We start from the raw sequence: 21,916 nt of genomic DNA on the forward strand, positions 1-21,916 counted from the left end.
TCTATATGAGAATTACTATAAATTACGCACCTCACGTTGCCACTATCTTGCTACTGCGTTTGCGGCGGCTGGATCAGTGTGCTCAAGGACAGGAACTGCATCGATGCGGTCGGGAGTCATGTTGGAAAACTACTATCGCGAGCTGGTGTGTTTCCTTAACGCCAAGCTGGGCAACCGTCAGGTGGCCGAAGATGTGGTGCATGACGCTTATGTGCGGGTGCTGGAGCGTTCCAGCGACACGCCGATCGAACAACCGCGGGCCTTCCTTTATCGCACGGCATTGAATCTGGTCATCGACGATCATCGGCGCAACGCCTTGCGCCAGGTCGAATCGCTTGACGTGCTGGACAGCGAAGAACGCTATTTCACCCCGTCGCCCCACGGCACCCTCGACCACGTTCAACGTCTGGAAATGCTTCAGCGCGCGCTGGCCGAGTTGCCGCCGCGCTGCCGGGAAAGTTTTCTGCTACGCAAGATCGAAGGTCTGTCCCACCCGGAAATTGCCGAGCACCTGGGGATTTCCAAGGCGTTGGTGGAAAAGCACATCGTCAACGCCATGAAACATTGCCGCTTGCGCATCAAACAATGGGACGCCCATTGATCCTTGCTGGTTAAATTTCCGTTCATCGTCCTCGTTCCTACTCAACAGACGACCTGCTGACCTGATTCAGGCCGGTCAGGCCACCCAGGCTTTATCCCCGCGTTGAGGGGTTCATCCAGAGGACACTGGAAATGACACAGGCAATTGCATCGCCCATCGTTCACGACCTGATCGGCGTCGGTTTCGGCCCTTCGAACCTGGCGCTGGCCATCGCTCTGCAAGAGCGCGGCCCGACCCAGGGTGAGCTGGATGTGCTGTTCCTCGACAAGCAGGCCAACTACAGCTGGCACGGCAACACCTTGTCGACGCAGAGCGAGCTGCAGATTTCCTTCCTCAAGGATCTGGTGACCCTGCGCAATCCGACCAGCCCGTACTCGTTCGTCAATTACCTCAAGTATCACGGTCGTCTGGTCGACTTTATCAACCTCGGCACCTTCTATCCGTGCCGCATGGAGTACAACGACTACCTGCGCTGGGTCGCCGGGCAGTTCACCGGGCAGAGCCGTTACGGCGAAGAAGTGCTGACCATCGAGCCCGTGCTGCACAACCACCAGGTTGAAGCGCTGCGGGTAATTTCCCGCGATAGCCAGGGCCTGCAACATGTACGCACCACCCGTTCGGTGGTGGTCAGCGCCGGTGGCACACCGCGTATTCCGGAGGCGTTCAAAGCGCTGAAGGGCGATAGCCGCGTGTTCCACCACTCGCAATACCTCTCGCAAATGGCCAAGCAGCCGTGCGTGAACAATCAGCCGATGAGCATCGCGATCATTGGTGGCGGGCAGAGCGCGGCGGAGGCCTTTATCGATCTGAACGATTCGTTCCCTTCGGTGCAGGTCGACATGATCCTGCGCGGCTCGGCCTTGAAGCCTGCCGACGACAGCCCGTTCGTCAACGAAGTGTTCTCGCCGGAGTTCACTGATCTGGTGTTCCAGCAGAACAGCGTCGAGCGTGAGCGTCTGGTCAACGAGTACCACAACACCAACTATTCGGTGGTCGACATCGACCTGATCGAGCGCATCTACGGCATTTTCTATCGGCAGAAAGTCTCGGGTGTTGCCCGTCACGCGTTCCGTACCCTGACTACCGTCGAGAAAGCCACCGCCACCGAGAACGGTATCGAGCTGGCTGTGCGCAACAACGCCACCGGCGAAGTCACCGTGCGCAACTACGACGCTGTTGTTTTGGCCACCGGCTACGAACGGCAGATGCACCGCAAACTGCTGGCACCGCTGGAAGAATACCTGGGTGATTTCGAGGTTGATCGCAACTACAAACTGATCACCGACGAGCGCTGCAAGGCCGGCATCTACATGCAGGGCTTCTGCCAGGCCAGCCATGGTCTGAGCGATACGCTGCTGTCGGTGCTGCCGATTCGTGCGGACGAGATTGCCGGTTCTTTGTATGACCATGGCAAGAACCGTGGGCATCGGTCGATGGCGGATCTGCTGTTGGCGACGGCCAGCTGAATCAGCATTGCCTGATACACCGCCTTCGCGAGCAGGCTCGCTCCCACATTTGTCCGGCGTACACAGAACCATTGTGGGAGATTCTATGGTTGAGGGGAAGCCCTCAACTGACTTTTGCCTGATATTCGCTTTGCCCTTTCAGCAAGGCGAATACCACCCGAGCAAGTTTGCGAGCCAGCATCACCAACGCCTGTGTGGTGCTGAAACCCCGTGCTCTTTGGGCTTCGTAAAACCCTTTCCAGGCTATCGTACGGCTAGCCGACATCGCTGCGTTGTGCAAAAGTCGGCGGGCCTCGGGGTCTCCGCGCTTGGTCAAGCTACGGCGACCGTCCTTTTGCCCTGATTTCGATACCCGTAAATCCATTCCCAGGAAGGCGATAAACGCATCCGCGTTGCTAAATTCCCCACGCTGAAACGCTGTGAGCAGGCGCGCTCCGGTCAGAAATCCAATGCCCTCAACTTTCAGGCAACGCTTCAATTCGCCGAGCAAACCGGCTTGTTTGAGCTGATCGTTGATCGTCTTTTCGATCATCGTTTCAAGCCGCTGCATGGATTTTATTTGTTCAGCAAAAGCTGCCTTCAACAACGGCTCATTCGACCAGCTCTGCACCAGGCCGACCCTGGCCTGGACCAAAGCCGCGCGGCGGCGGAAAAGGCTCAGGAGCTGGCGGTACAGCGGTGATGGCGGGGTCCAGGGGTGCAACTCCTCGGCTTCGTTCTTCAGGTAACGGGCCAGCAGCTTGGCGTCCAAGGCGTCGGTTTTGGCGCGGATCTTCACGCCTTCGCGGTAGTGTTTGAGTTCATAGCCGCCCACCATGTAAATCGTGCAACCGGCCGCATAGGCCAAATCAGCGAATTCCAGGTGGTAGATGTTGGTTGCCTCAATGGCAATAGACACGGGGCCGAGCAAGGCTTTCAGCCACTGCTTGATGGATGTTTTGGTGTTGGGAATCGCTTCAAGCAGATCGCTATCGGCCTGATAAATCACCAGTTCATTTTTGGCAACATCCACGCCAACGATCGGATTTGATAGAGCGACTGGCATTGCCACAGGATTTCCTCCGGGATAAGGTTTGAGTACTTGAAGGGCTCACCCAGAGGCGCAGGCTTGTTCCTATCGTCGGTCTAGCCAGATGCATTCTTTATCGGCGCTTGGGTGAAAGGAGGAGGGGCGAAATCTCCCACGGTCTGTACTGCGTCAACAGTCAGAATCGAGCCTTGTCCCTCCTCCTCCCTTCAAGTCCTACCATACAAGCGAGCCTGCTCGCGAAGGAGGCGACGCGGTTTCACGCCGGCCATCAATGCCTATACTGCCTCCTCAGCAAGCCCAGACTTGCCCACCATAAAAACCGTGACCGAGGCTCCCATGCATCCGCCTATCCTCAACCTGCATCAGGTCGAACTCGAACCCCTGCCCGAAGCCCTGGCCCCGGAAGGCGAAACCGCCGGGCGCTATCAACAGCGCATGGCGCGGATTGGCCAGCAACTGGGTTCGCAGAAACTCGGTTATCGCCTGTACGCGCTACCACCGGGCATGCGTGGCAGCCCGTTTCACAGCCACCGGGTCAACGAAGAGATGTTTTACGTGGTGGCCGGGGAGGGTGAGGTGCGTCTGGGCGCCGAGCGTTTCCCGATCCGCGAAGGCGACGTGATCGCTTGCCCGCCGGGTGGGCCGGAGAAGGCGCATCAGATCATCAATACCAGCTCGGGCGAATTGCGCTATCTGGCGGTGAGCACCCAGCAGCAGCCCGATATTTGCGAATACCCGGATTCGAACAAGTATGTGGTGATGGATAACTTCAAGTTGGATGCCGAGGGCAATGCCTCAGGCTTTGTCGCGGTGGCACGGCAGGCGGATGGCGTGGATTACTGGGACGGTGAATAACACGCAGATCCCTTGTAGGAGTGAGCCTGCTCGCGATAGCGGTGTGTCATCCAAAAATGATGTGACTGATACACCGCTATCGCGAGCAGGCTCACTCCTACATTGGTTTTGTGTGGTTATTCGAGGCGGGCCAGGCGTTCTTCCAGCGAGGCGATTCGCGCTTCTAGCTCTTCGATACGCTCAACCGAAACGCCACTGCTTGCACCGCGATCCTGCGGACTCTGCCGCGCTGCCATAATTGCCTCGCTATCCGCCGGATCACCCAGCGCATGGGTATAACGGTCTTCGCGCTGCCCGGCCTGACGCGGAATCAACACCGCCAGCCCCCGCGCAATCAAGCGCTCAAGCTGATGCACCACCTGTTCGGCGTCTTCGAAATCATGCATGCGCCCGCTGCGGGTCAGCAGTTCATTGACGGTCTGCGGACCACGCAGAAACATCAGTCCGCTGAGAATCACCTGCGCCGGCACCAGTTCCAGCGCCTTGTCGACTTTGTGTTCCCAGCGGTCGGCGCGGCTGCCCATCACCAGTTTGGCGAAACCGCGACCTTCCAGCGCCCGCAAACTCTGGCCGACCTGACCCTGAGTCAGGTTCATCACCGGTTCGCGGCTGGTTTTCTGATTACACGCCGTGACCAGCGCATTAAGGGTCAGCGGGTAGGTTTCCGGGCTGGTCGCCTGTTTCTCGATCAGCGAACCAAGGATGCGGATTTCCGTGGCATTGAGCCGTGGTTCGTCGAAGCTGGATTCTGTCTCTGTGGTCATCGCGCGTTCCCTCTGCAGTCGAAGGCGCCTAGCCTAATCCTTGCCAAACAAAAGGCAAGCCGTGTGGTCATCAAGCATGGCTATAATCGCCTCCTGTTCCACCCAGCCACCACACGAGACTGCCATGACCATTTCCCTGTACGCCGCATCCGTCCCGGTTTTTCAACAAATGCTCAACGCGCTGAGCGATGTCCTGAAAAAGGCTGAAGCCCACGCCACCGAGAAAAACATCGATCCGAACGCTTTCCTGCAGGCCCGTCTGTACCCGGACATGTTCCCGCTGACCCGCCAGGTGCAGATCGCCGTGGACTTCGCTAAAGGCGTTTCCTCGCGTCTGGCTGAAGTCGAAGTGCCTAAGTACGACGATACCGAAACCACCTTCGCCGAGCTGCAAGCCCTGATCGCCAAGGTTCTGGCCTACATCGGCGAGATCAAGCCGGAGCAGATCAATGGCAAGGAAGGCATCGAAATCGTTACTCGTCCAGGCACGCCGAAAGAGAAGCGCTTCAGCGGTCAGGCTTACCTGCTGACTTACGGTCTGCCGCAGTTCTTCTTCCACGTCACTACCACCTATGCGCTGCTGCGTCATAACGGGGTTGAAGTGGGCAAGCGTGATTACATGGGCGCGTTCTAAACCGCCAGAAGCCCCTCATCGGAACGCCGCCCGCCTAGCCCTCTCCCGGAGGGAGAGGGGACTGACCGAGTTGTTTGTTCGAGATACGCCGACCTGATCTATCGAGTCGAACTCAGGTTTGAACACCACTCGGTCTGCCCCCTTTCCCCCTCGCCCCCTTGGGGGAGAGGGTTGGGGTGAGGGGGAAAAGATCTCAGCCACAAAAAAGCCCGCCAAGGTTCACACCGTGGCGGGCTTTTCATTACAGCGTCTGTTACGCCGTACGTTGGGCTTTTGCTTCTTCACCCAGGCACGCCGCAGCGGTAAACAACACGTCAGTCGACGAGTTCAGCGCGGTCTCTGCCGAATCCTGCAACACGCCAATAATGAAACCGACCGCCACCACCTGCATGGCAATCTCGCTCGGAATCCCGAACAGGCTGCACGCCAACGGAATCAGCAACAGCGATCCACCAGCCACACCCGACGCGCCACACGCGCAAATGGCGGCGACAACGCTGAGCAGAATCGCCGTTGGAATATCCACGGCAATACCCAATGTGTGCACGGCCGCCAGGCTCAGCACAGTAATGGTGATCGCCGCACCGGCCATGTTAATGGTCGCGCCCAGCGGAATCGACACTGAGTAAGTGTCTTCATGCAGACCCAGACGCTTGCTCAATTCCAGATTGACCGGAATGTTTGCCGCCGAGCTGCGGGTGAAGAATGCGGTGATGCCACTTTCACGCAGGCATTTGAGAGTCAGCGGATACGGGTTGCGACGCAGTTTCCAGAACACGATCAGCGGGTTCATCACCAGTGCCACGAACAGCATGCAGCCGAGCAGCACGGCCAGCAGGTGCGCGTAACCGATCAGCGCGCCGAAACCGGAGGTGGCCAGTGTCGATGCCACCAGACCGAAAATGCCCAGCGGGGCGAAGCGAATCACCACGCGCACGATCACCGTCACGCCATTGGACAGATCACCCAGCACTTCACGGGTGGTGTCGCCGGCATGGCGAATTGCGATGCCCATGCCGATCGCCCACGCCAGGATACCGATGAAGTTGGCGTTCATCAGTGCGCTGACCGGGTTGTCGACCACGCTCAACAGCAGGCTTTGCAGCACTTCGCCGATACCGCCCGGCGCCGTCACCGAAACGTTGTCGGTCGACAGCACAAGGTGCGATGGGAACGCCATGCTCGCAACCACCGCCACGACCGCCGCCGCAAAAGTGCCCAGCAGATAGAGGAACAGAATTGGGCGGATATGAGTTTCCTGGCCGTGCTTGTGGTTGGCAATCGAGGCCATTACCAGCACGAACACCAGAATCGGTGCGACGGCCTTTAACGCCGATACAAACACTTTGCCGATGAACGCCGTGCCTTTCGCCGCTTCCGGGGCGAGCAGCGCCAGGGCGATACCGGCGATCAGGCCGATGACGATCTGCGTGACCAGGCTGAGGTTTTTCAGGCGTTGCAGTAGAGAAGGGGATGAAGCGGTCATAGCGGCATCTCTGATTTTTTATAGGGTGCAAGGTTGCGTAAAGCGATGGCAAAGCAGGGGCAGACCACCGCCACGAACCGAAAGTGTTGACGCGACATCAACGCCAATAAACCGGTCGTTGAGCAGGTTGTACGTTTTTCAGGGCGCGGACTTTATCACAGCGTAGGCCTTATCCTTCAGGCATGTGACGATCTGCCACCGGATCAGGCAACAAAGTCGGCAGGTTTGTGCAAGTCAGCCCGGACACACTCTGTTAAGATTGCGCATCCTTATTTTCAAATTTCGCCAGCGGGCCTTCGGGTCAACGCTGGTGTCGTCGTTTTGCTGGAGTTGCGCATGCTGTTGCCCATTCTTCTGTTGTCTGCCGCCGGGTTCACGGTGCTGACCACGGAATTCGTCATCGTCGGCCTGTTGCCGGCGATTGCCCGAGACCTCGAAGTCACCATCCCGCAGGCCGGGTTGCTGGTGACTTTATTCGCTTTTACCGTGGCGATGTTCGGGCCTTTCCTGACCGCGTATTTCGCCCGCTTTGAGCGGCGCAAGCTGTTTATCAGCATCCTGATCATGTTTGGTCTGGCCAATACCGTGGCGGCGCTGGCGCCGAACATTTGGGTGATGGCGATTGCTCGGTTGATCCCCGCGCTCGGGCTGCCGGTGTTTTGGGCCTTGGCCAGTGAGACCGCAGTGGACATCGTCGGCCCGGATTTCGCCGGTCGCGCGATCGCCAAGATCGGTTTCGGCATTGTCTGCGCCACGGTGTTCGGCATCCCGGTCGGCACGCTGATTTCCGATGCGTTCGGCTGGCGCAGTGCCTTCGGCATTTTGGCGGTGATCGCTTTTGCCAAAGCCTTGCTGCTGTTTGTCTACTTGCCGAAAACCAGCCTGCACCAACATCAGGTCAGCTTCCGCTCGCAGTTCAAGATTCTGCGCAGCCCGTTGATGATCGGCCACATCGTGCTGTCGATCTTGGTGTTCAGCGGCATGTTTACCGCTTACACGTATCTGGCCGACATTCTTGAGCGCCTCGCCGGGTTCAACGGCACCGTGGTCGGTTGGTGCCTGATGGCTTTCGGTGCGGTCGGGCTGATCGGCAACTCCCTGGGCGGTCGTGCGGTGGATCGCCATCCGCTGGGCGCGTCGGTGTTGTTCTGTGCGTTCATGATTGCCGGCATGGTCTCGCTGGTACCGAACATTCATTCGCCGCTGGGGCTGGCGGTGGCGATGGGGATCTGGGGCGTGACTCAGGCTGCGTTGTTCCTGGTCAGCCATGTGCGCCTGATGAAAGCCGCGCCGGAAGCGCCAGCGTTTGCTGCTTCGTTGAATATCGCCGGGGCCAATCTGGGGATCGGCCTGGGCGCCATCGTCGGTGGCCGGGTGATCGACAGCGCGGGGCTCGGCTTTCTCGGCTTTGCCGCCGCCGGTTTCATCTTGCTCTCAGTGTTCCTCGCCATGGTGCTGATGACGCTCAAGCCGCGCGAAATGTGCGCCGAGCCCTCATAACGCGGTAAACAGCTCGCGTCGGGCACCTTCGGTAATCGCAACGATGCCGGGGTGCTTGACCTTGCGCTCTACCGAAATGGCATAGAATGACTCGGTCACTGCGTCGGTCTGGCCAATCAGCTCGACGCCGCACTGGCGCTTCACTTCATCGGCAATCACGCTCGGACCGATAAAAATCCCGCTGCCGGATTGGCCGAAAGCCTGCATCAACGCACTGTCATCAAACTCGCCGACGATTTGCGGCTGGATCTGCTGCTCGGCAAACCAGCGCTGCAAGCGGCTGCGCACCACGGTTTCCGGTCCGGGAATCAACAGTGGCGCACCGTGCAGGCTACGCGGGAAATCCTGACCGTATCTGGCTGCCAGTTCCGGGGTGGCGAAGAAACTGATTCCGCACTCACCGAGCTTCTGACTGTAGCCCTTGATGTCGAGGTGCGAGGGCATCGGGCTGTCGGAAATCACCAGATCCAGGCGCTGGATCGCCAGATCGGCGAGCAAACGTTCGAGTTTGTCTTCGCGACAGGTAATGCGCAGAGGCTCGTTCAGCTCCATGGTTGGCGCGATCAGGCGATAAACAATGGATTTAGGCACCACGTCAGCCACGCCGACGCGGAACAGGATCTGCTGTTCGTGGGGCTGGGCACGCAGCATCAGTTCCAGTTCGCCGCCGAGCTGGAACATCTGCTCGGCGTAGGGCAGGGCTTGTCGCCCGGCTTCGGTCAATTCGAGTTGCCGGCCGACGCGTCTGAATAACTCGATGCCATACGTCTGTTCGAGCAGTGATATCTGCCCGCTGATGGTCTGTGGCGTCAGGTTCAGCTGCTCGCAGGCGCGCACGATGCTGCCGGTCTTGGCCACAACCCAGAAGTAATGCAGTTGGCGGTAATTGAGCATGACGTTCTACAGTTCGTGAAAACCGAAGTATAGCCGCTAAAAATACGAATTTTCCTGAAGTGTTTGTCTCCCTAGAATGCCCACCCATCGACGGCCGGTTTGTGAGCCTGTCTGTTCATTCGAAGGAAACCTTATGAAATACACAATCCCGGCATTGATGTTTACGTCTTTACTGCTTATGGCCGGTTGCGATCAGGCCGAGAAAAGCGCCCAGCAACTGATGGGCAAGGCTGCCGAAAGCGCCAAGCAAGCGATTGACGACACCCATAAAGCCGCTGAGCAGGCACTCAGTGATGCCACCGGCGGGTTGATCGAGAAAAAAGAAACTCCGGAAAAAGATGCGGAAAAATCCGAATCTTCCTCCAAGACCATCTAATTCGTCTTACACAGAGTCAGGACTGACCCATGGAATATCTGTTACAGCTCGCCGCCAGCCCCACCGCTTGGGTTGCTTTGGCCACACTGGTGGTGATGGAAATCGTGCTTGGCATCGATAACCTGATCTTTATCTCGATCCTGACCAACAAATTGCCCAAGCAGTACCAGCAGAAAGCACGCCGTATCGGTATCGGCATGGCGTTGATCCTGCGTCTGGCACTGTTGAGCACCATCGCCTTCATCGTGCAGCTGACCGCACCTGTGATCGAAATCCTGGGCCAGGCGTTCTCCTGGAAGGACATGATCCTGATCGCCGGTGGTCTGTTCCTGGTCTGGAAGGCTACGACCGAGATCCATCACAGCATGGACCCGGCGCCGGAAGATCCGAAGTCGGCGACCTCGACAGTCACTTTGGGTTTCGCCGCGGCTATCGGCCAGATCCTGATGCTCGACATGGTGTTCTCGATCGACAGCATCATTACTGCGGTCGGCATGACCGAACACTTGCCGATCATGATCATCGCGGTGGTGGTGTCGGTGCTGGTGATGCTGTTTGCTGCTGAACCGCTGGCCAAGTTCATCAACGACAACCCGACGGTGGTGATGCTGGCTCTGGGCTTCCTGATCATGATCGGTATGACCTTGATCGCTGAAGGCTTCGGCGCCCATGTACCGAAAGGTTATGTGTATGCGGCCATGGCGTTCTCGGCTTCGATTGAAGTGCTGAACATGATGTCGCGTCGGGCGAAGCAGAAGAAGCTGGCTGAGCAGGTGTAACCGCTGAAAGTGAAAAGCCGCCTGAACTCTTTGAGGTCAGGCGGCTTTTTTTCGATTCGAGATTTTCAGTGTGGAATAGAGCCAGCCCCTCACCCCAGCCCTCTCCCGAGGGAGAGGGAGCCGATCTGCGTGGTTTTTAAACCTGAGTTCGGCTCGATATCTCAGGTCGATGTACTTCTGAATAGCGACTCGGTCAGTCCCCTCTCCCTCTGGGAGAGGGCTAGGCGGGCGGCGTTCCGATGAGGGGCTTTTGCCTTTGCCGTTCAACCCTCAGTGTGCAGTCGCGTGACGCACTCGGTGTTCCTCGGCTTTCTCAACCGCAGCAGGCTGAACCGGATGGTGATGATGGCGCCGCGAAACCCGCAGCACCCCCCACAACATGGCAGCGGCCACGGCCAGCCAGCCGGCAATCAACATCACAATGGTCATGGTCAGGCTCATCAGTGCCTCCTCTTCGCCCTGCATCGGGCCCACACTTTTTCAATTCGCTCTGTTTCAGTGACAGTCTAGACAATGGGGTGTTTCAGACTATTGACCAAAGGTCGATTGCGACCAATCACTTTGCTCTATGCAATCGATGGGTCTGCCGCTTAAGGCTATACCGCAGCCGGGCGCGGCCCTATGATCGCAGGCGTTGCCGGAACACGATGACCGGCGTCTGAACAGAGAGTGATGATGGTGCAGGTATTTTCTCGAATTCGTGCGGCGCTAGTGGTGGCAGGTTGTGCGGCCGTGTTGGCCGGATGTGCAGGTACTGTGGCGCCTGAGGTCAAGCGTCTGCCGGAGCGGGTCGAACTCAGTGGCACGTTCTATCGCGGCGAAGCCAATCAGAGTGGGCCGCAAGTGTTGGCCAGCCTGTTGTCGCAGCAGGGCATCGTGATCACCCCGGGCTTGCTCGAGAAACCTCTGCACTTGCCGGGTGCCGAAGACAAATTGCAGCAGAACCTGCAAAACCTGGCCCGCGAGTACGGCATGGTGGTTTACCCGCTGGACAGCAACCTGCCCGCACTGTTGACCCAGGTGGCGGCAGGCTATCCGGTGATGGTGCGCTTCAGCGAGGGGGCGGCATTCTGGGCCGAGCCGCGTTACGCGATCCTGTCCGGCTACGACCGCAACAAACAGAAGGTCTTGCTGCGTGCCGGCATGAACCGTCGCGAACTGATGAGTTTCAGCTCCTTTGAGTCGGCACTGGAGAAATCCGGTGGCTGGGCCGTGCTGATCCAGAAACCGTCGCAGATCCCGGCAGCCGTTGACCGTCAGCGCTGGCTCAAAGCGGCCGATGAACTGGCCCAGGCCGGTCAGGAAAACGAAGCGGCGCAGGCGCGCAAGGCGCTGGCAGCCCACTGAGTTCCCGTTCGTCATTTGCCGGGCACGACTGCGCCCGGCAAGCCTCCTACGAATAGAACCCGTTTTCTGCGGGTGACTCAGGAGGCGAACATGGCAGATTCCCCATCCCCGAAAGGGCCGCATTCGACCGAGCATTCGTCGGGTCATGATCTGGGTTTCGACCCCGATTCGCCGGACCTTGATGATCCGCAAGTCGATCCGGTTGGCCCGGCCAAGGCGCCGAAAGACGTGAAACCCGGTGAAGACGACAAGACGCCGGCCAAACCGTATGACCCGTTAGCCAATCTGAAACCTTGATGTGAGGTGCGTATGAGTAATGACTCAAGCTTCGATGAGCAAAAACCGGACAGCGTGCCCACGACGCCGGAGCCGGAGATTGATCCGGTGCTGGATCCGGACAGCCCGCTGCGCGATCCGATGGCCCGACCTAATGTCATGACGCCGGAACCTTCGCGGGATCCAAGTGCAGGCGATGGCATTCCTGATGACGACAAGATGCCGCTGCCCAATGACTGAAATGCAGGAATGCAGGCGAAAAAAAGCCCCGAGGATTCGGGGCTTTTTCTTGCGGGCGCGGGTTACTTGGACGCTTCAACCACACCGCTCTGGCGTGACTTAAGGTTTTTCTCGGCCTTGTATTGTTGCGCCACCGCAGGAACGTTGGCGCTCTTGCCGGTTTCCACCCAGCTGCGAATACGGCTGGCATCGGCAAAGTGGGTGTATTTGCCGAAGGCATCGAGAATCACCAGCGCGACCGGGCGGTTAGCCATTTTCGTTACCAGAACCAGGCAATGACCGGCAGGGTTGGTGAAGCCGGTCTTGGTGATCTTGATGTCCCAGTCGGCCTTATTGACCAAGTGATCGGTATTGCGGAAACCCAGGGTGTAGTTGGGTTTGCGGAAAGACACGGTCTTTTCCTTGGTGGTGGTGAGTTCGCTGAGGAGCGGGTACTTATGCGCGGCCACCAGCAGCTTGCTCAGGTCGCGGGCGGTGGAAACGTTACGTTCCGACAGGCCTGTCGGTTCGACAAAGTGCGTACTGGTCATGCCCAGTGCCTTGGCTTTCGCGTTCATGGCCGCGATAAAGGCCGCATAACCTCCCGGATAGTGGTGAGCGAGGCTGGCGGCCGCGCGGTTCTCCGAAGACATCAAGGCGATCAGCAGCATCTCGCGACGCGGCAGCTCACTCTTGAGTTTGACTCGGGAGAACACACCCCTCATTTCCGGTGTGTTGCTGATATCGACATTGATCCATTCGTCCATGTTCTGCCGGGCTTCAACCACTACCAATCCAGTCATGAGCTTGCTGACAGAGGCGATCGGCACGATCACGTCAGGGTTGCTGGAGTAGATGACTTTATTGGTCTGCATATCCATGAGCAGTGCGCTGCCGGAGGCGATCTTCAGGCTCGAAGCGTCACGTGGGGCAGCGGTGGTTTCCGCAGCGTTGATCGTTGGCGTGATGAATGTGCCTGTAAAAGCAAAAAACAGGCTCAGAATCGAAAGACGAATTTTCACGCGGGCGAACTCATAAAGGTTGGATATTCCGTTAGTTTGTAACGGGTTATTTCTTCAAAGCGTCGCATTCTAGGAGTATGGCTGAAGATCTGTCGATGGTTGTTTGAATGACCTGAAAAACTCGTGAAAAGGCCTGTAAAAAGAGGGGTTTCCGGCGAACGGTTACAGTTTTTTCTCAGGCATGAAAAAACCCGCACAAGGCGGGTTTTTCTTATTGCTGAAAGTACCGATCAGGCGTGCAGGGTTTCTGCCGCATAAAGGGTGTTTTCCAGCAGGCAGGCGCGGGTCATCGGACCTACGCCACCCGGCACTGGAGTGATCCAGCCAGCGCGGGGCAGGGCGGTTTCGTAGACGACGTCGCCGACCAGTTTGCCGTCGTCCTGACGGTTGATGCCGACGTCGATCACGATCGCGCCTTCCTTGATCCACTCGCCTTTGACCAGGCCCGGCTTGCCGGCGGCCACCACCACCAGATCAGCACGACCAACGTGGCCGGCCAGATCCTTGGTGAAACGGTGAGTCACGGTCACGGTGCAGCCGGCCAACAACAACTCCATCGCCATCGGGCGACCGACGATGTTGGAGGCGCCGACGACCACTGCGTCCATGCCATAAAGGTCGGCGCCAGTGCTTTCCAGCAGCGTCATGATGCCTTTAGGTGTGCAGGGACGCAGCAGCGGAATGCGCTGGGCCAGGCGGCCGACGTTATAAGGATGGAAGCCGTCGACGTCTTTGTCCGGGCGAATGCGCTCCAGCAATTTGGAGGCATCCAGGTGCTCGGGCAGCGGCAACTGAAGCAGGATGCCGTCGATTGCAGGGTCGTCGTTGAGGCGATCGATCAGATCGGTCAACGCGTCTTGCGTGGTGTCGGAGGGCAGGTCGTAGGCTTGAGAGAGGAAGCCAACCTCTTCACAGTCTTTACGCTTGTGCGAGACATAAACCTGAGAGGCAGGATCGCTGCCGACCAGGATCACCGCGAGGCCGGGAGTGCGCAGGCCTTGCTGGCGACGCTCGGCAACTCGTTGGGCGATCTGCTGGCGCAGGCTGGCGGCGATCGATTTGCCGTCGATTAGTTGTGCAGTCATTGCGCGTGATTAACCATCGAGAGGGGAAAAAATGAGAACGCATTCTCGCATGTCGAGCGGTGAGGGCAAAGGCGCTTGGTCAGCAAATTCCTCTAACTCCTTTAATTAAATGAATTTTTTTTAAAAAGGATTTGACGACCTTCGGAGCGCTCTATACTATTCGTCGCACTTGTCGGGCACAGCCTAGCACTGGTTAAGAAGGTGAAGCGGAATCAAGGTTCTGCGACACTGGAAAGCACTTAGTTTGTAGTCCTTTAAGAGTACAGATTAATAAGGCGCCCGTAGCTCAGCTGGATAGAGCATCCGCCTTCTAAGCGGATGGTCGCAGGTTCGAGTCCTGCCGGGTGCGCCATTAGGCAGCTTTGGCACAAGTAACGCGATATGGTGGGCGTAGCTCAGTTGGTAGAGCACGGGATTGTGACTCCCGTTGTCGTGGGTTCGATCCCCATCGTCCACCCCATATTTCGAAAGGCGCCAGATGTAACAGTCTGGCGCCTTTGCTTTAAAAGCTTCATCGCGGATGTGGTGGAATTGGTAGACACACTGGATTTAGGTTCCAGCGCCGCGAGGCGTAAGAGTTCGAGTCTCTTCATCCGCACCAATTAAAGCTTCATTCATGTCTTCGGGCTGGTGAGGTTCCAACAAAGAAGTTGTTTGGCTTTTTTGTTACGCAATATGGTGGGCGTAGCTCAGTTGGTAGAGCACGGGATTGTGACTCCCGTTGTCGTGGGTTCGATCCCCATCGTCCACCCCATATTTCGAAAGGCGCCAGATTTAACAGTCTGGCGCCTTTTTTGTTTTAGCGGTTCTGAAAAGCGGCAATTGCCGCTTTCGGGGCGCAGGGGCAGGGCGCTTCGTCGTATTTATGTTGCTCGATGATGCTGCGCTGCTCGCCGGGCTTGCTTGCAGGTTCGGCCGTCAGGGACTGATTGGCAACCTCTTCTATATATAGAAGAGGTTGGCGCAGAGCCCTGGCGTGATTGGTTGTATTCGCCTGTGGGACGCGCTGCATCCGTGCATCGATCCCTATAAATTGCCTGCTGTTTTTTTACCCGTTTTCAGTAGGGTGACTTCTTGAGTTTGACCCACTAGAATGCATGCCCTTGATTCTGGGGTCGGAAACGGCCGGCTAACGTCTGTGCAACGAGGAATATCCATGCAAGTTTCTGTTGAAAATACTACTGCTCTCGAGCGCCGCATGAGCGTCACCGTGCCGGCTGAGCGCATCGAGACTCAGGTCAACAAGCGTCTGCAGCAGACTGCCCAAAAGGCCAAGATTGCTGGCTTCCGTCCAGGCAAAGTGCCAATGAGCGAAATCAAGCGCCGTTTCGGTGCTGATGCTCGTCAGGAAGCTGTAGGCGACGTGATCCAGTCCTCCTTCTACGAAGCTGTGGTTGAGCAGAAGCTGAACCCGGCAGGTTCGCCATCGATCGAGCCTAAGTCGCTCGAAGCTGGCAAGGACCTGGAATACGTTGCTGTATTCGAAGTGTTCCCTGAGTTCACCGTTGCCGGTTTCGACGGCATCACCGTTGAGCGTCTGAGCGCTGACGTGGCTGACGCTGACCTGGACAAGATGCTCGACATCCTGCGCAAGCAGAACACTCGTTTTGAAGTGGCCGATCGCGCTGCCCAGAACGAAGACCAACTGAACATCGATTTCGTTGGCAAGGTTGACGGCGAAGTATTCGCTGGCGGTTCCGCCAAGGGTACTCAGCTGGTACTGGGTTCCGGCCGCATGATCCCGGGCTTCGAAGAAGGCCTGGTTGGCGCTAAAGCGGGCGAAGAGCGCGTTCTGAACCTGACCTTCCCAGAGGACTATCAGAACCTGGACCTGGCTGGCAAAACCGCCGAGTTCACCGTGACCGTCAACACTGTTTCCGAGCCTAAGCTGCCAGAGCTGAACGAAGAGTTCTTCGCTCAATTCGGCATCAAGGAAAGCGGCATCGACGGTTTCCGCACCGAAGTTCGCAAGAACATGGAGCGTGAACTGCGTCAGGCGATCAAATCCAAGGTCAAAAATCAGGTAATGGACGGTCTGCTGGCCACCAACCCGATCGAAGTGCCTAAGGCGCTGCTGTCCAACGAAGTTGACCGTCTGCGTGTGCAGGCTGTTCAGCAGTTCGGTGGCAACATCAAGCCTGATCAACTGCCGGCCGAGCTGTTCGAAGAGCAAGCCAAGCGCCGCGTCGTGCTGGGCCTGATCGTTGCTGAAGTGGTCAAGCAATTCGACCTGAAGCCTGACGAAGCTCGCGTTCGCGAAATGATTCAGGAAATGGCTTCCGCTTACCAGGAGCCTGAGCAGGTTGTGTCGTGGTACTACAAAAACGAGCAGCAGCTGAACGAAGTGCGTTCGGTTGTGCTGGAAGAGCAAGTTGTGGATACTGTTCTGCAGAAAGCTAGTGTGACCGACAAAGCGGTCTCTTACGAAGAAGCAGTCAAGCCGGTAGAAGCTCCAAAAGCCGACTGATTGATTCCGCGTTAAGAAGTACACACCATAAGCCAGCTCTCGAGCTGGCTTATGCGTATTCAAGACATAACTATTTGGGAGCGACTGCAGAGCATGTTCCGTAATTCTTATATTCAGCAGAACTCTGATATCCAGGCCGCCGGCGGCCTGGTCCCGATGGTTGTCGAGCAATCTGCTCGTGGCGAACGCGCCTATGACATCTATTCGCGCCTGCTCAAGGAGCGAGTGATCTTTCTGGTTGGTCCGGTAGAGGACTACATGGCCAACCTGATCTGTGCGCAACTGCTGTTCCTTGAAGCGGAAAACCCGGACAAGGACATCCATCTCTACATCAACTCCCCGGGCGGTTCGGTGACTGCAGGCATGTCGATCTACGACACCATGCAGTTCATCAAGCCGAACGTGTCGACCACCTGCATCGGCCAGGCCTGCAGCATGGGCGCATTCCTGCTGACCGCAGGTGCCCCGGGCAAGCGTTTCTGCCTGCCGAACTCGCGCGTGATGATTCACCAGCCACTGGGCGGTTTCCAGGGCCAGGCGTCGGACATCGAAATCCACGCCAAGGAAATCCTCTTCATTCGCGAGCGTCTGAACACGCTGATGGCCAAACACAGCGGGCGTACTCTGGAAGAAATCGAGCGCGATACCAATCGCGACAACTTCATGAGTGCAGAAGCTGCGAAGGAATATGGCCTGATCGACGAAGTGATCAACCAGCGCCCAGCTTAAAATAAGCGGCTCAAAATAGGCTTGGTCGGCTTGTCTGATCAGCGGCGGGCTTGAAAAAGCCCGCAATAGCCTTCATCTTGTGTTGCAAGCCTATCGGATTTGGATCGAACGAATGACTGACACCCGCAACGGCGAGGACAACGGCAAGCTGCTCTATTGCTCCTTCTGTGGCAAAAGCCAGCATGAAGTGCGCAAATTGATTGCCGGCCCCTCGGTCTTTATCTGCGACGAGTGCGTCGACCTGTGCAATGACATCATCCGCGAGGAGGTGCAGGAAGCCCAGGCCGAGAGCAGCGCGCATAAATTGCCTTCGCCTAAAGAAATCAGCGGCATCCTTGACCAGTACGTCATTGGTCAGGAGCGTGCGAAAAAGGTTTTGGCCGTAGCGGTGTACAACCACTACAAGCGCCTGAACCAGCGTGACAAGAAGGCTGACGACGTCGAACTCGGCAAGAGCAACATCCTGCTGATCGGCCCGACAGGCTCCGGTAAAACCCTGCTGGCCGAAACACTGGCCCGCTTGCTGAACGTTCCGTTCACCATTGCCGACGCAACCACCCTCACTGAGGCGGGTTATGTGGGTGAAGATGTCGAGAACATCATTCAGAAGCTGCTGCAGAAGTGCGATTACGACGTAGAGAAGGCCCAGATGGGTATTGTCTACATCGACGAAATCGACAAGATTTCCCGCAAGTCCGACAACCCGTCGATCACCCGGGACGTTTCCGGTGAAGGCGTGCAACAGGCCTTGCTGAAGTTGATCGAAGGCACGGTCGCTTCCGTACCGCCGCAAGGTGGTCGCAAGCACCCGCAGCAGGAATTCCTGCAGGTCGACACCCGTAACATCCTGTTCATCTGCGGTGGTGCGTTCTCCGGTCTGGAAAAGGTTATTCAAAACCGTTCCACCAAGGGCGGCATCGGCTTCAACGCAGAAGTGCGCAGCAAGGAAGAAGGCAAGAAAGTCGGTGAATCCCTGCGTGAAGTCGAGCCTGACGATCTGGTCAAGTTCGGTCTGATCCCGGAATTCGTCGGTCGTCTGCCGGTCCTCGCGACGCTGGACGAGCTTGACGAGGCTGCGCTGATGCAGATCCTCACCGAGCCGAAAAATGCTCTGACCAAACAGTATGCCAAGCTGTTCGAGATGGAAGGCGTGGATCTGGAGTTCCGGACCGACGCGCTGAAATCGGTCGCCAAGCGTGCCCTGGAACGTAAAACCGGTGCTCGTGGTCTGCGCTCGATTCTCGAAGGTGTACTGCTCGACACGATGTATGAAATCCCCTCGCAGTCCGAGGTGAGCAAAGTCGTGATCGATGAAAGCGTGATCGAAGGCAAGTCCAAGCCACTGTATATCTACGAAAACAGTGAGCCGACGGCCAAGGCAGCGCCGGACGCTTAAGCGTCCAGTCTGCTGGAATAAAGAAGGGGCCTTCGGGCCTCTTTTTTTTTATGTCATTTTTTACATCCGCTTTGTGCTTGTTTTTTTTCAAGGCAGCCCCCATCTTGGTTTCAAGCTCAATTCCATCTGATTACGGCCATATGGCCGCCGTAGAGGCGAAATCATGAAGACAACCATCGAATTGCCTCTCCTGCCATTGCGTGATGTCGTGGTTTATCCGCACATGGTTATCCCGCTGTTCGTGGGGCGCGAGAAATCCATCGAAGCCCTCGAGGCCGCGATGACGGGCGACAAGCAGATCCTGCTGCTGGCCCAGAGAAACCCGGCTGACGATGATCCCGGTGAAGACGCTCTCTATCGCGTAGGTACCATCGCCACTGTTCTACAGCTGCTCAAGCTGCCTGACGGCACCGTCAAGGTTCTGGTCGAGGGTGAGCAGCGTGGCACCGTCGAGCGCTTCAGCGAAGTTGACGGCCACTGCCGTGCCGAAGTCTCGTTGATCGAAGAAGTCGACGCCGCCGAGCGCGAATCCGAAGTGTTCGTGCGCACACTGCTGTCGCAGTTCGAACAATACGTACAGTTGGGCAAGAAGGTCCCGGCTGAAGTCCTGTCGTCGCTCAACAGCATCGATGAGCCGGGTCGCCTGGTCGACACCATGGCGGCGCATATGGCGCTGAAAATCGAGCAGAAGCAGGAAATCCTCGAAATCATCGATTTGTCGGCTCGGGTCGAGCACGTTCTGGCGTTGCTGGATGCCGAGATCGATCTGCTGCAAGTCGAAAAACGCATTCGTGGCCGCGTCAAAAAGCAAATGGAGCGCAGTCAGCGCGAGTACTACCTGAATGAGCAGATGAAGGCCATTCAGAAAGAGCTCGGTGACAGCGACGAAGGCCACAACGAAATCGAAGACCTGAAGAAGCGTATCGACGCTGCCGGTCTGCCGAAAGACGCGCTGGCCAAAGCTACTGCCGAGCTCAACAAACTCAAGCAGATGTCGCCGATGTCCGCTGAGGCCACCGTGGTGCGCTCGTACATCGACTGGCTGGTGCAAGTGCCGTGGAAAGCGCAGAGCAAGGTTCGCCTGGACCTGGCGCGCGCAGAAGACATTCTCGATGCCGATCACTACGGTCTCGAAGAGGTCAAGGAACGTATCCTTGAATACCTCGCCGTGCAAAAGCGCGTGAAGAAAATCCGTGGCCCGGTGTTGTGCCTGGTCGGTCCTCCGGGCGTGGGTAAAACCTCGCTGGCGGAGTCGATCGCTCACGCCACCAACCGCAAATTCGTGCGCATGGCCCTCGGTGGCGTGCGTGATGAAGCGGAAATTCGCGGTCACCGTCGGACTTACATCGGTTCGATGCCAGGAAGATTGATTCAAAAGATGACAAAAGTGGGGGTGCGCAACCCGCTGTTCCTGCTCGATGAAATCGACAAAATGGGCAGCGACATGCGTGGCGACCCGGCGTCGGCGTTGCTGGAAGTGCTCGATCCGGAGCAGAACCACAACTTCAACGACCATTATCTGGAAGTCGATTACGACCTCTCGGATGTGATGTTCCTGTGCACCTCGAACTCGATGAACATCCCGCCGGCGCTGCTCGACCGGATGGAAGTGATCCGTCTGCCGGGCTACACCGAAGACGAAAAGATCAACATCGCCGTCAAATACCTCTCGCCAAAGCAGATCGCCGCTAACGGTCTGAAAAAGGGCGAGCTGGAATTCGACGCTGAAGCAATCCGCGACATCATCCGTTACTACACCCGTGAAGCCGGTGTGCGTGGCCTCGAACGTCAGATCGCCAAGGTCTGCCGCAAGGCCGTTAAAGAGCACGCAATGGAAAAACGCTTCTCGGTGAAAGTGACAGCTGACCTGCTGGAGCACTTCCTCGGGGTGCGCAAATTCCGCTACGGTCTGGCTGAGCAACAGGATCAGATCGGTCAGGTCACGGGGCTTGCCTGGACTCAGGTGGGTGGTGAATTGCTGACCATCGAAGCCGCGGTTGTGCCGGGTAAAGGTCAACTGATCAAGACCGGTTCGCTGGGCGACGTGATGGTCGAATCGATCACTGCCGCGCTCACTGTAGTGCGCAGCCGGGCCAAAAGTCTGGGCATTCCTCTGGACTTCCACGAGAAGCGTGACACGCACATCCACATGCCGGAAGGGGCGACGCCGAAAGACGGCCCTAGCGCTGGCGTAGGCATGTGTACGGCGCTGGTGTCGGCCTTGACCGGCATTCCGGTGCGCGCCGATGTCGCCATGACCGGTGAAATCACGCTGCGTGGTCAAGTGCTGGCGATTGGCGGTCTGAAGGAAAAACTGCTGGCGGCTCACCGCGGCGGAATCAAGATCGTGATTATTCCGGAAGAGAACGTGCGCGATCTGAAGGAGATTCCTGACAATATCAAGCAGGATCTGCAGATTAAACCGGTTAAATGGATTGACGAGGTCCTGCAAATTGCGCTGCAATACGCGCCGGAGCCCTTGCCGGATGTGGCTCCGGAGATAGTTGCCAAGGACGAAAAACGTGAGTCTGACTCTAAGGAAAGAATTAGCACGCATTAATACGCTTTTGCCTGGGGGGCTTCCTTGACAGTTTTTTAGAGCCCTTGTTATAAAGCGGCTCTTAAGTGTCTGTAGGCCATTCAGCACTCGTTTTTGCTTTCACCAAAAAACTTAGAATCATCTCAAAATAGATATAAGGGGACTTAGAGTGAACAAGTCGGAACTGATTGATGCTATCGCTGCATCCGCTGATATCCCGAAAGCTGCTGCTGGCCGTGCGCTGGACGCTGTAATCGAATCCGTCACTGGCGCTCTGAAGGCTGGCGACTCCGTTGTTCTGGTTGGTTTCGGTACTTTCTCCGTGACGGACCGTCCGGCTCGTACCGGTCGTAACCCTCAAACCGGCAAGACTCTGGAAATTCCGGCTGCCAAGAAGCCAGGTTTCAAAGCCGGTAAAGCACTGAAAGAAGCTGTTAACTAAGTTTTCAGG

22 protein-coding genes and 4 tRNA genes are annotated in these 21,916 nt (G+C 57.3%); 19 read left to right on the forward strand and 7 right to left on the reverse strand.

Going from position 1 to position 21,916, the window contains the following annotated elements; translation table 11 throughout:
- Positions 1–118: 118 nt before the first annotated feature.
- Entirely contained in the window at positions 119–601 is a 483-nt protein-coding gene (locus tag HU754_RS10890; RefSeq protein WP_186623479.1) for a sigma-70 family RNA polymerase sigma factor, read from the forward strand.
- Between the two features lie 131 nt (positions 602–732).
- A complete protein-coding gene (locus HU754_RS10895) occupies positions 733–2,067 on the forward strand; it encodes a lysine N(6)-hydroxylase/L-ornithine N(5)-oxygenase family protein (protein WP_186623334.1) in 1,335 nt (444 codons plus the stop codon).
- Positions 2,068–2,170: 103 nt separating this feature from the next.
- On the opposite strand, the gene HU754_RS10900 is transcribed toward HU754_RS10895, so the two are convergent.
- Positions 2,171–3,112, reverse strand: coding sequence for an IS110 family transposase (locus HU754_RS10900; RefSeq protein WP_102902457.1), 942 nt, complete (start codon positions 3,110–3,112; stop codon positions 2,171–2,173).
- 321 nt (positions 3,113–3,433) lie between these two features.
- On the opposite strand from HU754_RS10900, the gene HU754_RS10905 reads away from it, so the two are divergent.
- Positions 3,434–3,952, forward strand: a complete 519-nt coding sequence (locus tag HU754_RS10905) for a cupin domain-containing protein (protein WP_186625642.1) — start codon at positions 3,434–3,436, stop codon at positions 3,950–3,952.
- Between the two features lie 116 nt (positions 3,953–4,068).
- Here the strand turns inward: HU754_RS10905 and HU754_RS10910 are convergent, their stop codons facing one another.
- Entirely contained in the window at positions 4,069–4,716 is a 648-nt protein-coding gene (locus tag HU754_RS10910) for a YceH family protein (protein ID WP_186625640.1), read from the reverse strand.
- A gap of 124 nt (positions 4,717–4,840) precedes the next feature.
- Here HU754_RS10910 and HU754_RS10915 point away from each other — a divergent pair, with 124 nt between their 5' ends.
- Positions 4,841–5,350: a DUF1993 domain-containing protein gene (locus HU754_RS10915; RefSeq protein ID WP_093434020.1), complete on the forward strand. Its 510-nt coding sequence runs from the start codon at positions 4,841–4,843 to the stop codon at positions 5,348–5,350.
- A 253-nt stretch (positions 5,351–5,603) separates the two neighbouring features.
- Here HU754_RS10915 and sstT read toward each other — a convergent pair whose 3' ends face one another.
- Positions 5,604–6,836, reverse strand: a complete 1,233-nt coding sequence (sstT, locus tag HU754_RS10920; RefSeq protein WP_093434023.1) for a serine/threonine transporter SstT — start codon at positions 6,834–6,836, stop codon at positions 5,604–5,606.
- Between the two features lie 336 nt (positions 6,837–7,172).
- On the opposite strand from sstT, the gene HU754_RS10925 reads away from it, so the two are divergent.
- Positions 7,173–8,336 (forward strand): MFS transporter, encoded by a 1,164-nt coding sequence (locus tag HU754_RS10925; RefSeq protein WP_093434026.1) that lies wholly within the window; start codon positions 7,173–7,175, stop codon positions 8,334–8,336.
- Here the strand turns inward: HU754_RS10925 and nhaR are convergent.
- Complete coding sequence (nhaR, locus tag HU754_RS10930) at positions 8,331–9,230, reverse strand: transcriptional activator NhaR (protein WP_186625638.1); 900 nt, start codon at positions 9,228–9,230, stop codon at positions 8,331–8,333. The two genes, HU754_RS10925 and nhaR, sit on opposite strands and share 6 nt — an antisense overlap.
- A 133-nt stretch (positions 9,231–9,363) precedes the next feature.
- Here nhaR and HU754_RS10935 point away from each other — a divergent pair, with 133 nt between their 5' ends.
- The gene (locus HU754_RS10935; RefSeq protein ID WP_007965379.1) at positions 9,364–9,606 is read left to right on the forward strand and encodes a hypothetical protein; all 243 of its coding nucleotides are present in this window, start codon (positions 9,364–9,366) and stop codon (positions 9,604–9,606) included.
- Between the two features lie 29 nt (positions 9,607–9,635).
- Positions 9,636–10,385 (forward strand): TerC family protein, encoded by a 750-nt coding sequence (locus tag HU754_RS10940; RefSeq protein WP_016986876.1) that lies wholly within the window; start codon positions 9,636–9,638, stop codon positions 10,383–10,385.
- A 270-nt stretch (positions 10,386–10,655) separates the two neighbouring features.
- Here the strand turns inward: HU754_RS10940 and HU754_RS10945 are convergent, their stop codons facing one another.
- Positions 10,656–10,826: a hypothetical protein gene (locus HU754_RS10945; RefSeq protein WP_186625636.1), complete on the reverse strand. Its 171-nt coding sequence runs from the start codon at positions 10,824–10,826 to the stop codon at positions 10,656–10,658.
- Positions 10,827–11,060: 234 nt separating this feature from the next.
- On the opposite strand from HU754_RS10945, the gene HU754_RS10950 reads away from it, so the two are divergent.
- The 3 genes from HU754_RS10950 (at position 11,061) to HU754_RS10960 (ending at position 12,248) form a co-directional block, all read left to right on the forward strand.
- Positions 11,061–11,732: a peptidase C39 family protein gene (locus tag HU754_RS10950; RefSeq protein ID WP_186625644.1), complete on the forward strand. Its 672-nt coding sequence runs from the start codon at positions 11,061–11,063 to the stop codon at positions 11,730–11,732.
- A gap of 90 nt (positions 11,733–11,822) precedes the next feature.
- Entirely contained in the window at positions 11,823–12,029 is a 207-nt protein-coding gene (locus HU754_RS10955) for a DUF6021 family protein (protein WP_093434037.1), read from the forward strand.
- A 12-nt stretch (positions 12,030–12,041) separates the two neighbouring features.
- Positions 12,042–12,248: a hypothetical protein gene (locus tag HU754_RS10960; protein WP_186625634.1), complete on the forward strand. Its 207-nt coding sequence runs from the start codon at positions 12,042–12,044 to the stop codon at positions 12,246–12,248.
- A gap of 62 nt (positions 12,249–12,310) precedes the next feature.
- Here the strand turns inward: HU754_RS10960 and pbpG are convergent, their stop codons facing one another.
- Complete coding sequence (gene pbpG / locus HU754_RS10965) at positions 12,311–13,249, reverse strand: D-alanyl-D-alanine endopeptidase (protein ID WP_093434043.1); 939 nt, start codon at positions 13,247–13,249, stop codon at positions 12,311–12,313.
- A 230-nt stretch (positions 13,250–13,479) separates the two neighbouring features.
- Positions 13,480–14,334 (reverse strand): bifunctional methylenetetrahydrofolate dehydrogenase/methenyltetrahydrofolate cyclohydrolase FolD, encoded by an 855-nt coding sequence (gene folD, locus HU754_RS10970; RefSeq protein ID WP_038362797.1) that lies wholly within the window; start codon positions 14,332–14,334, stop codon positions 13,480–13,482.
- Positions 14,335–14,609: 275 nt separating this feature from the next.
- Between folD and HU754_RS10975 the strand changes: the two genes are divergently transcribed.
- The 9 genes from HU754_RS10975 (at position 14,610) to HU754_RS11015 (ending at position 21,907) form a co-directional block, all read left to right on the forward strand.
- A tRNA-Arg gene (locus tag HU754_RS10975) sits at positions 14,610–14,686 on the forward strand.
- 32 nt (positions 14,687–14,718) lie between these two features.
- Positions 14,719–14,794: transfer RNA gene (locus HU754_RS10980), tRNA-His, on the forward strand.
- A gap of 56 nt (positions 14,795–14,850) precedes the next feature.
- Positions 14,851–14,935 (forward strand) — tRNA-Leu (locus HU754_RS10985).
- A 77-nt stretch (positions 14,936–15,012) separates the two neighbouring features.
- Positions 15,013–15,088 (forward strand) — tRNA-His (locus HU754_RS10990).
- Between the two features lie 402 nt (positions 15,089–15,490).
- Positions 15,491–16,801, forward strand: coding sequence for a trigger factor (gene tig, locus HU754_RS10995; RefSeq protein WP_093434049.1), 1,311 nt, complete (start codon positions 15,491–15,493; stop codon positions 16,799–16,801).
- Positions 16,802–16,894: 93 nt separating this feature from the next.
- Entirely contained in the window at positions 16,895–17,530 is a 636-nt protein-coding gene (gene clpP / locus HU754_RS11000) for an ATP-dependent Clp endopeptidase proteolytic subunit ClpP (RefSeq protein ID WP_007951559.1), read from the forward strand.
- A 112-nt stretch (positions 17,531–17,642) separates the two neighbouring features.
- Positions 17,643–18,926, forward strand: coding sequence for an ATP-dependent Clp protease ATP-binding subunit ClpX (gene clpX, locus HU754_RS11005; protein ID WP_003223632.1), 1,284 nt, complete (start codon positions 17,643–17,645; stop codon positions 18,924–18,926).
- A gap of 163 nt (positions 18,927–19,089) precedes the next feature.
- The gene (gene lon, locus HU754_RS11010) at positions 19,090–21,486 is read left to right on the forward strand and encodes an endopeptidase La (RefSeq protein ID WP_016986884.1); all 2,397 of its coding nucleotides are present in this window, start codon (positions 19,090–19,092) and stop codon (positions 21,484–21,486) included.
- Between the two features lie 148 nt (positions 21,487–21,634).
- Positions 21,635–21,907, forward strand: coding sequence for an HU family DNA-binding protein (locus HU754_RS11015; RefSeq protein WP_003183171.1), 273 nt, complete (start codon positions 21,635–21,637; stop codon positions 21,905–21,907).
- The last annotated feature ends 9 nt before the right edge of the window (positions 21,908–21,916 follow it).

The organism is Pseudomonas zeae (assembly GCF_014268485.2).
Lineage (GTDB): Bacteria > Pseudomonadota > Gammaproteobacteria > Pseudomonadales > Pseudomonadaceae > Aquipseudomonas > Aquipseudomonas neuropathica.

Excerpts from the sequence above, each read along its gene's own strand:
- HU754_RS10890 (WP_186623479.1), top strand. The coding sequence starts at position 119 with ATGTTGGAAAACTACTATCGCGAGCTGGTGTGTTTCCTTAACGCCAAG.
- HU754_RS10895 (WP_186623334.1), top strand. The coding sequence starts at position 733 with ATGACACAGGCAATTGCATCGCCCATCGTTCACGACCTGATCGGCGTC.
- HU754_RS10900 (WP_102902457.1), bottom strand. The coding sequence starts at position 3,112 with ATGCCAGTCGCTCTATCAAATCCGATCGTTGGCGTGGATGTTGCCAAA.
- HU754_RS10905 (WP_186625642.1), top strand. The coding sequence starts at position 3,434 with ATGCATCCGCCTATCCTCAACCTGCATCAGGTCGAACTCGAACCCCTG.
- HU754_RS10910 (WP_186625640.1), bottom strand. The coding sequence starts at position 4,716 with ATGACCACAGAGACAGAATCCAGCTTCGACGAACCACGGCTCAATGCC.
- HU754_RS10915 (WP_093434020.1), top strand. The coding sequence starts at position 4,841 with ATGACCATTTCCCTGTACGCCGCATCCGTCCCGGTTTTTCAACAAATG.
- sstT (WP_093434023.1), bottom strand. The coding sequence starts at position 6,836 with ATGACCGCTTCATCCCCTTCTCTACTGCAACGCCTGAAAAACCTCAGC.
- HU754_RS10925 (WP_093434026.1), top strand. The coding sequence starts at position 7,173 with ATGCTGTTGCCCATTCTTCTGTTGTCTGCCGCCGGGTTCACGGTGCTG.
- nhaR (WP_186625638.1), bottom strand. The coding sequence starts at position 9,230 with ATGCTCAATTACCGCCAACTGCATTACTTCTGGGTTGTGGCCAAGACC.
- HU754_RS10935 (WP_007965379.1), top strand. The coding sequence starts at position 9,364 with ATGAAATACACAATCCCGGCATTGATGTTTACGTCTTTACTGCTTATG.
- HU754_RS10940 (WP_016986876.1), top strand. The coding sequence starts at position 9,636 with ATGGAATATCTGTTACAGCTCGCCGCCAGCCCCACCGCTTGGGTTGCT.
- HU754_RS10945 (WP_186625636.1), bottom strand. The coding sequence starts at position 10,826 with ATGAGCCTGACCATGACCATTGTGATGTTGATTGCCGGCTGGCTGGCC.
- HU754_RS10950 (WP_186625644.1), top strand. The coding sequence starts at position 11,061 with ATGGTGCAGGTATTTTCTCGAATTCGTGCGGCGCTAGTGGTGGCAGGT.
- HU754_RS10955 (WP_093434037.1), top strand. The coding sequence starts at position 11,823 with ATGGCAGATTCCCCATCCCCGAAAGGGCCGCATTCGACCGAGCATTCG.
- HU754_RS10960 (WP_186625634.1), top strand. The coding sequence starts at position 12,042 with ATGAGTAATGACTCAAGCTTCGATGAGCAAAAACCGGACAGCGTGCCC.
- folD (WP_038362797.1), bottom strand. The coding sequence starts at position 14,334 with ATGACTGCACAACTAATCGACGGCAAATCGATCGCCGCCAGCCTGCGC.
- tig (WP_093434049.1), top strand. The coding sequence starts at position 15,491 with ATGCAAGTTTCTGTTGAAAATACTACTGCTCTCGAGCGCCGCATGAGC.
- clpP (WP_007951559.1), top strand. The coding sequence starts at position 16,895 with ATGTTCCGTAATTCTTATATTCAGCAGAACTCTGATATCCAGGCCGCC.
- clpX (WP_003223632.1), top strand. The coding sequence starts at position 17,643 with ATGACTGACACCCGCAACGGCGAGGACAACGGCAAGCTGCTCTATTGC.
- lon (WP_016986884.1), top strand. The coding sequence starts at position 19,090 with ATGAAGACAACCATCGAATTGCCTCTCCTGCCATTGCGTGATGTCGTG.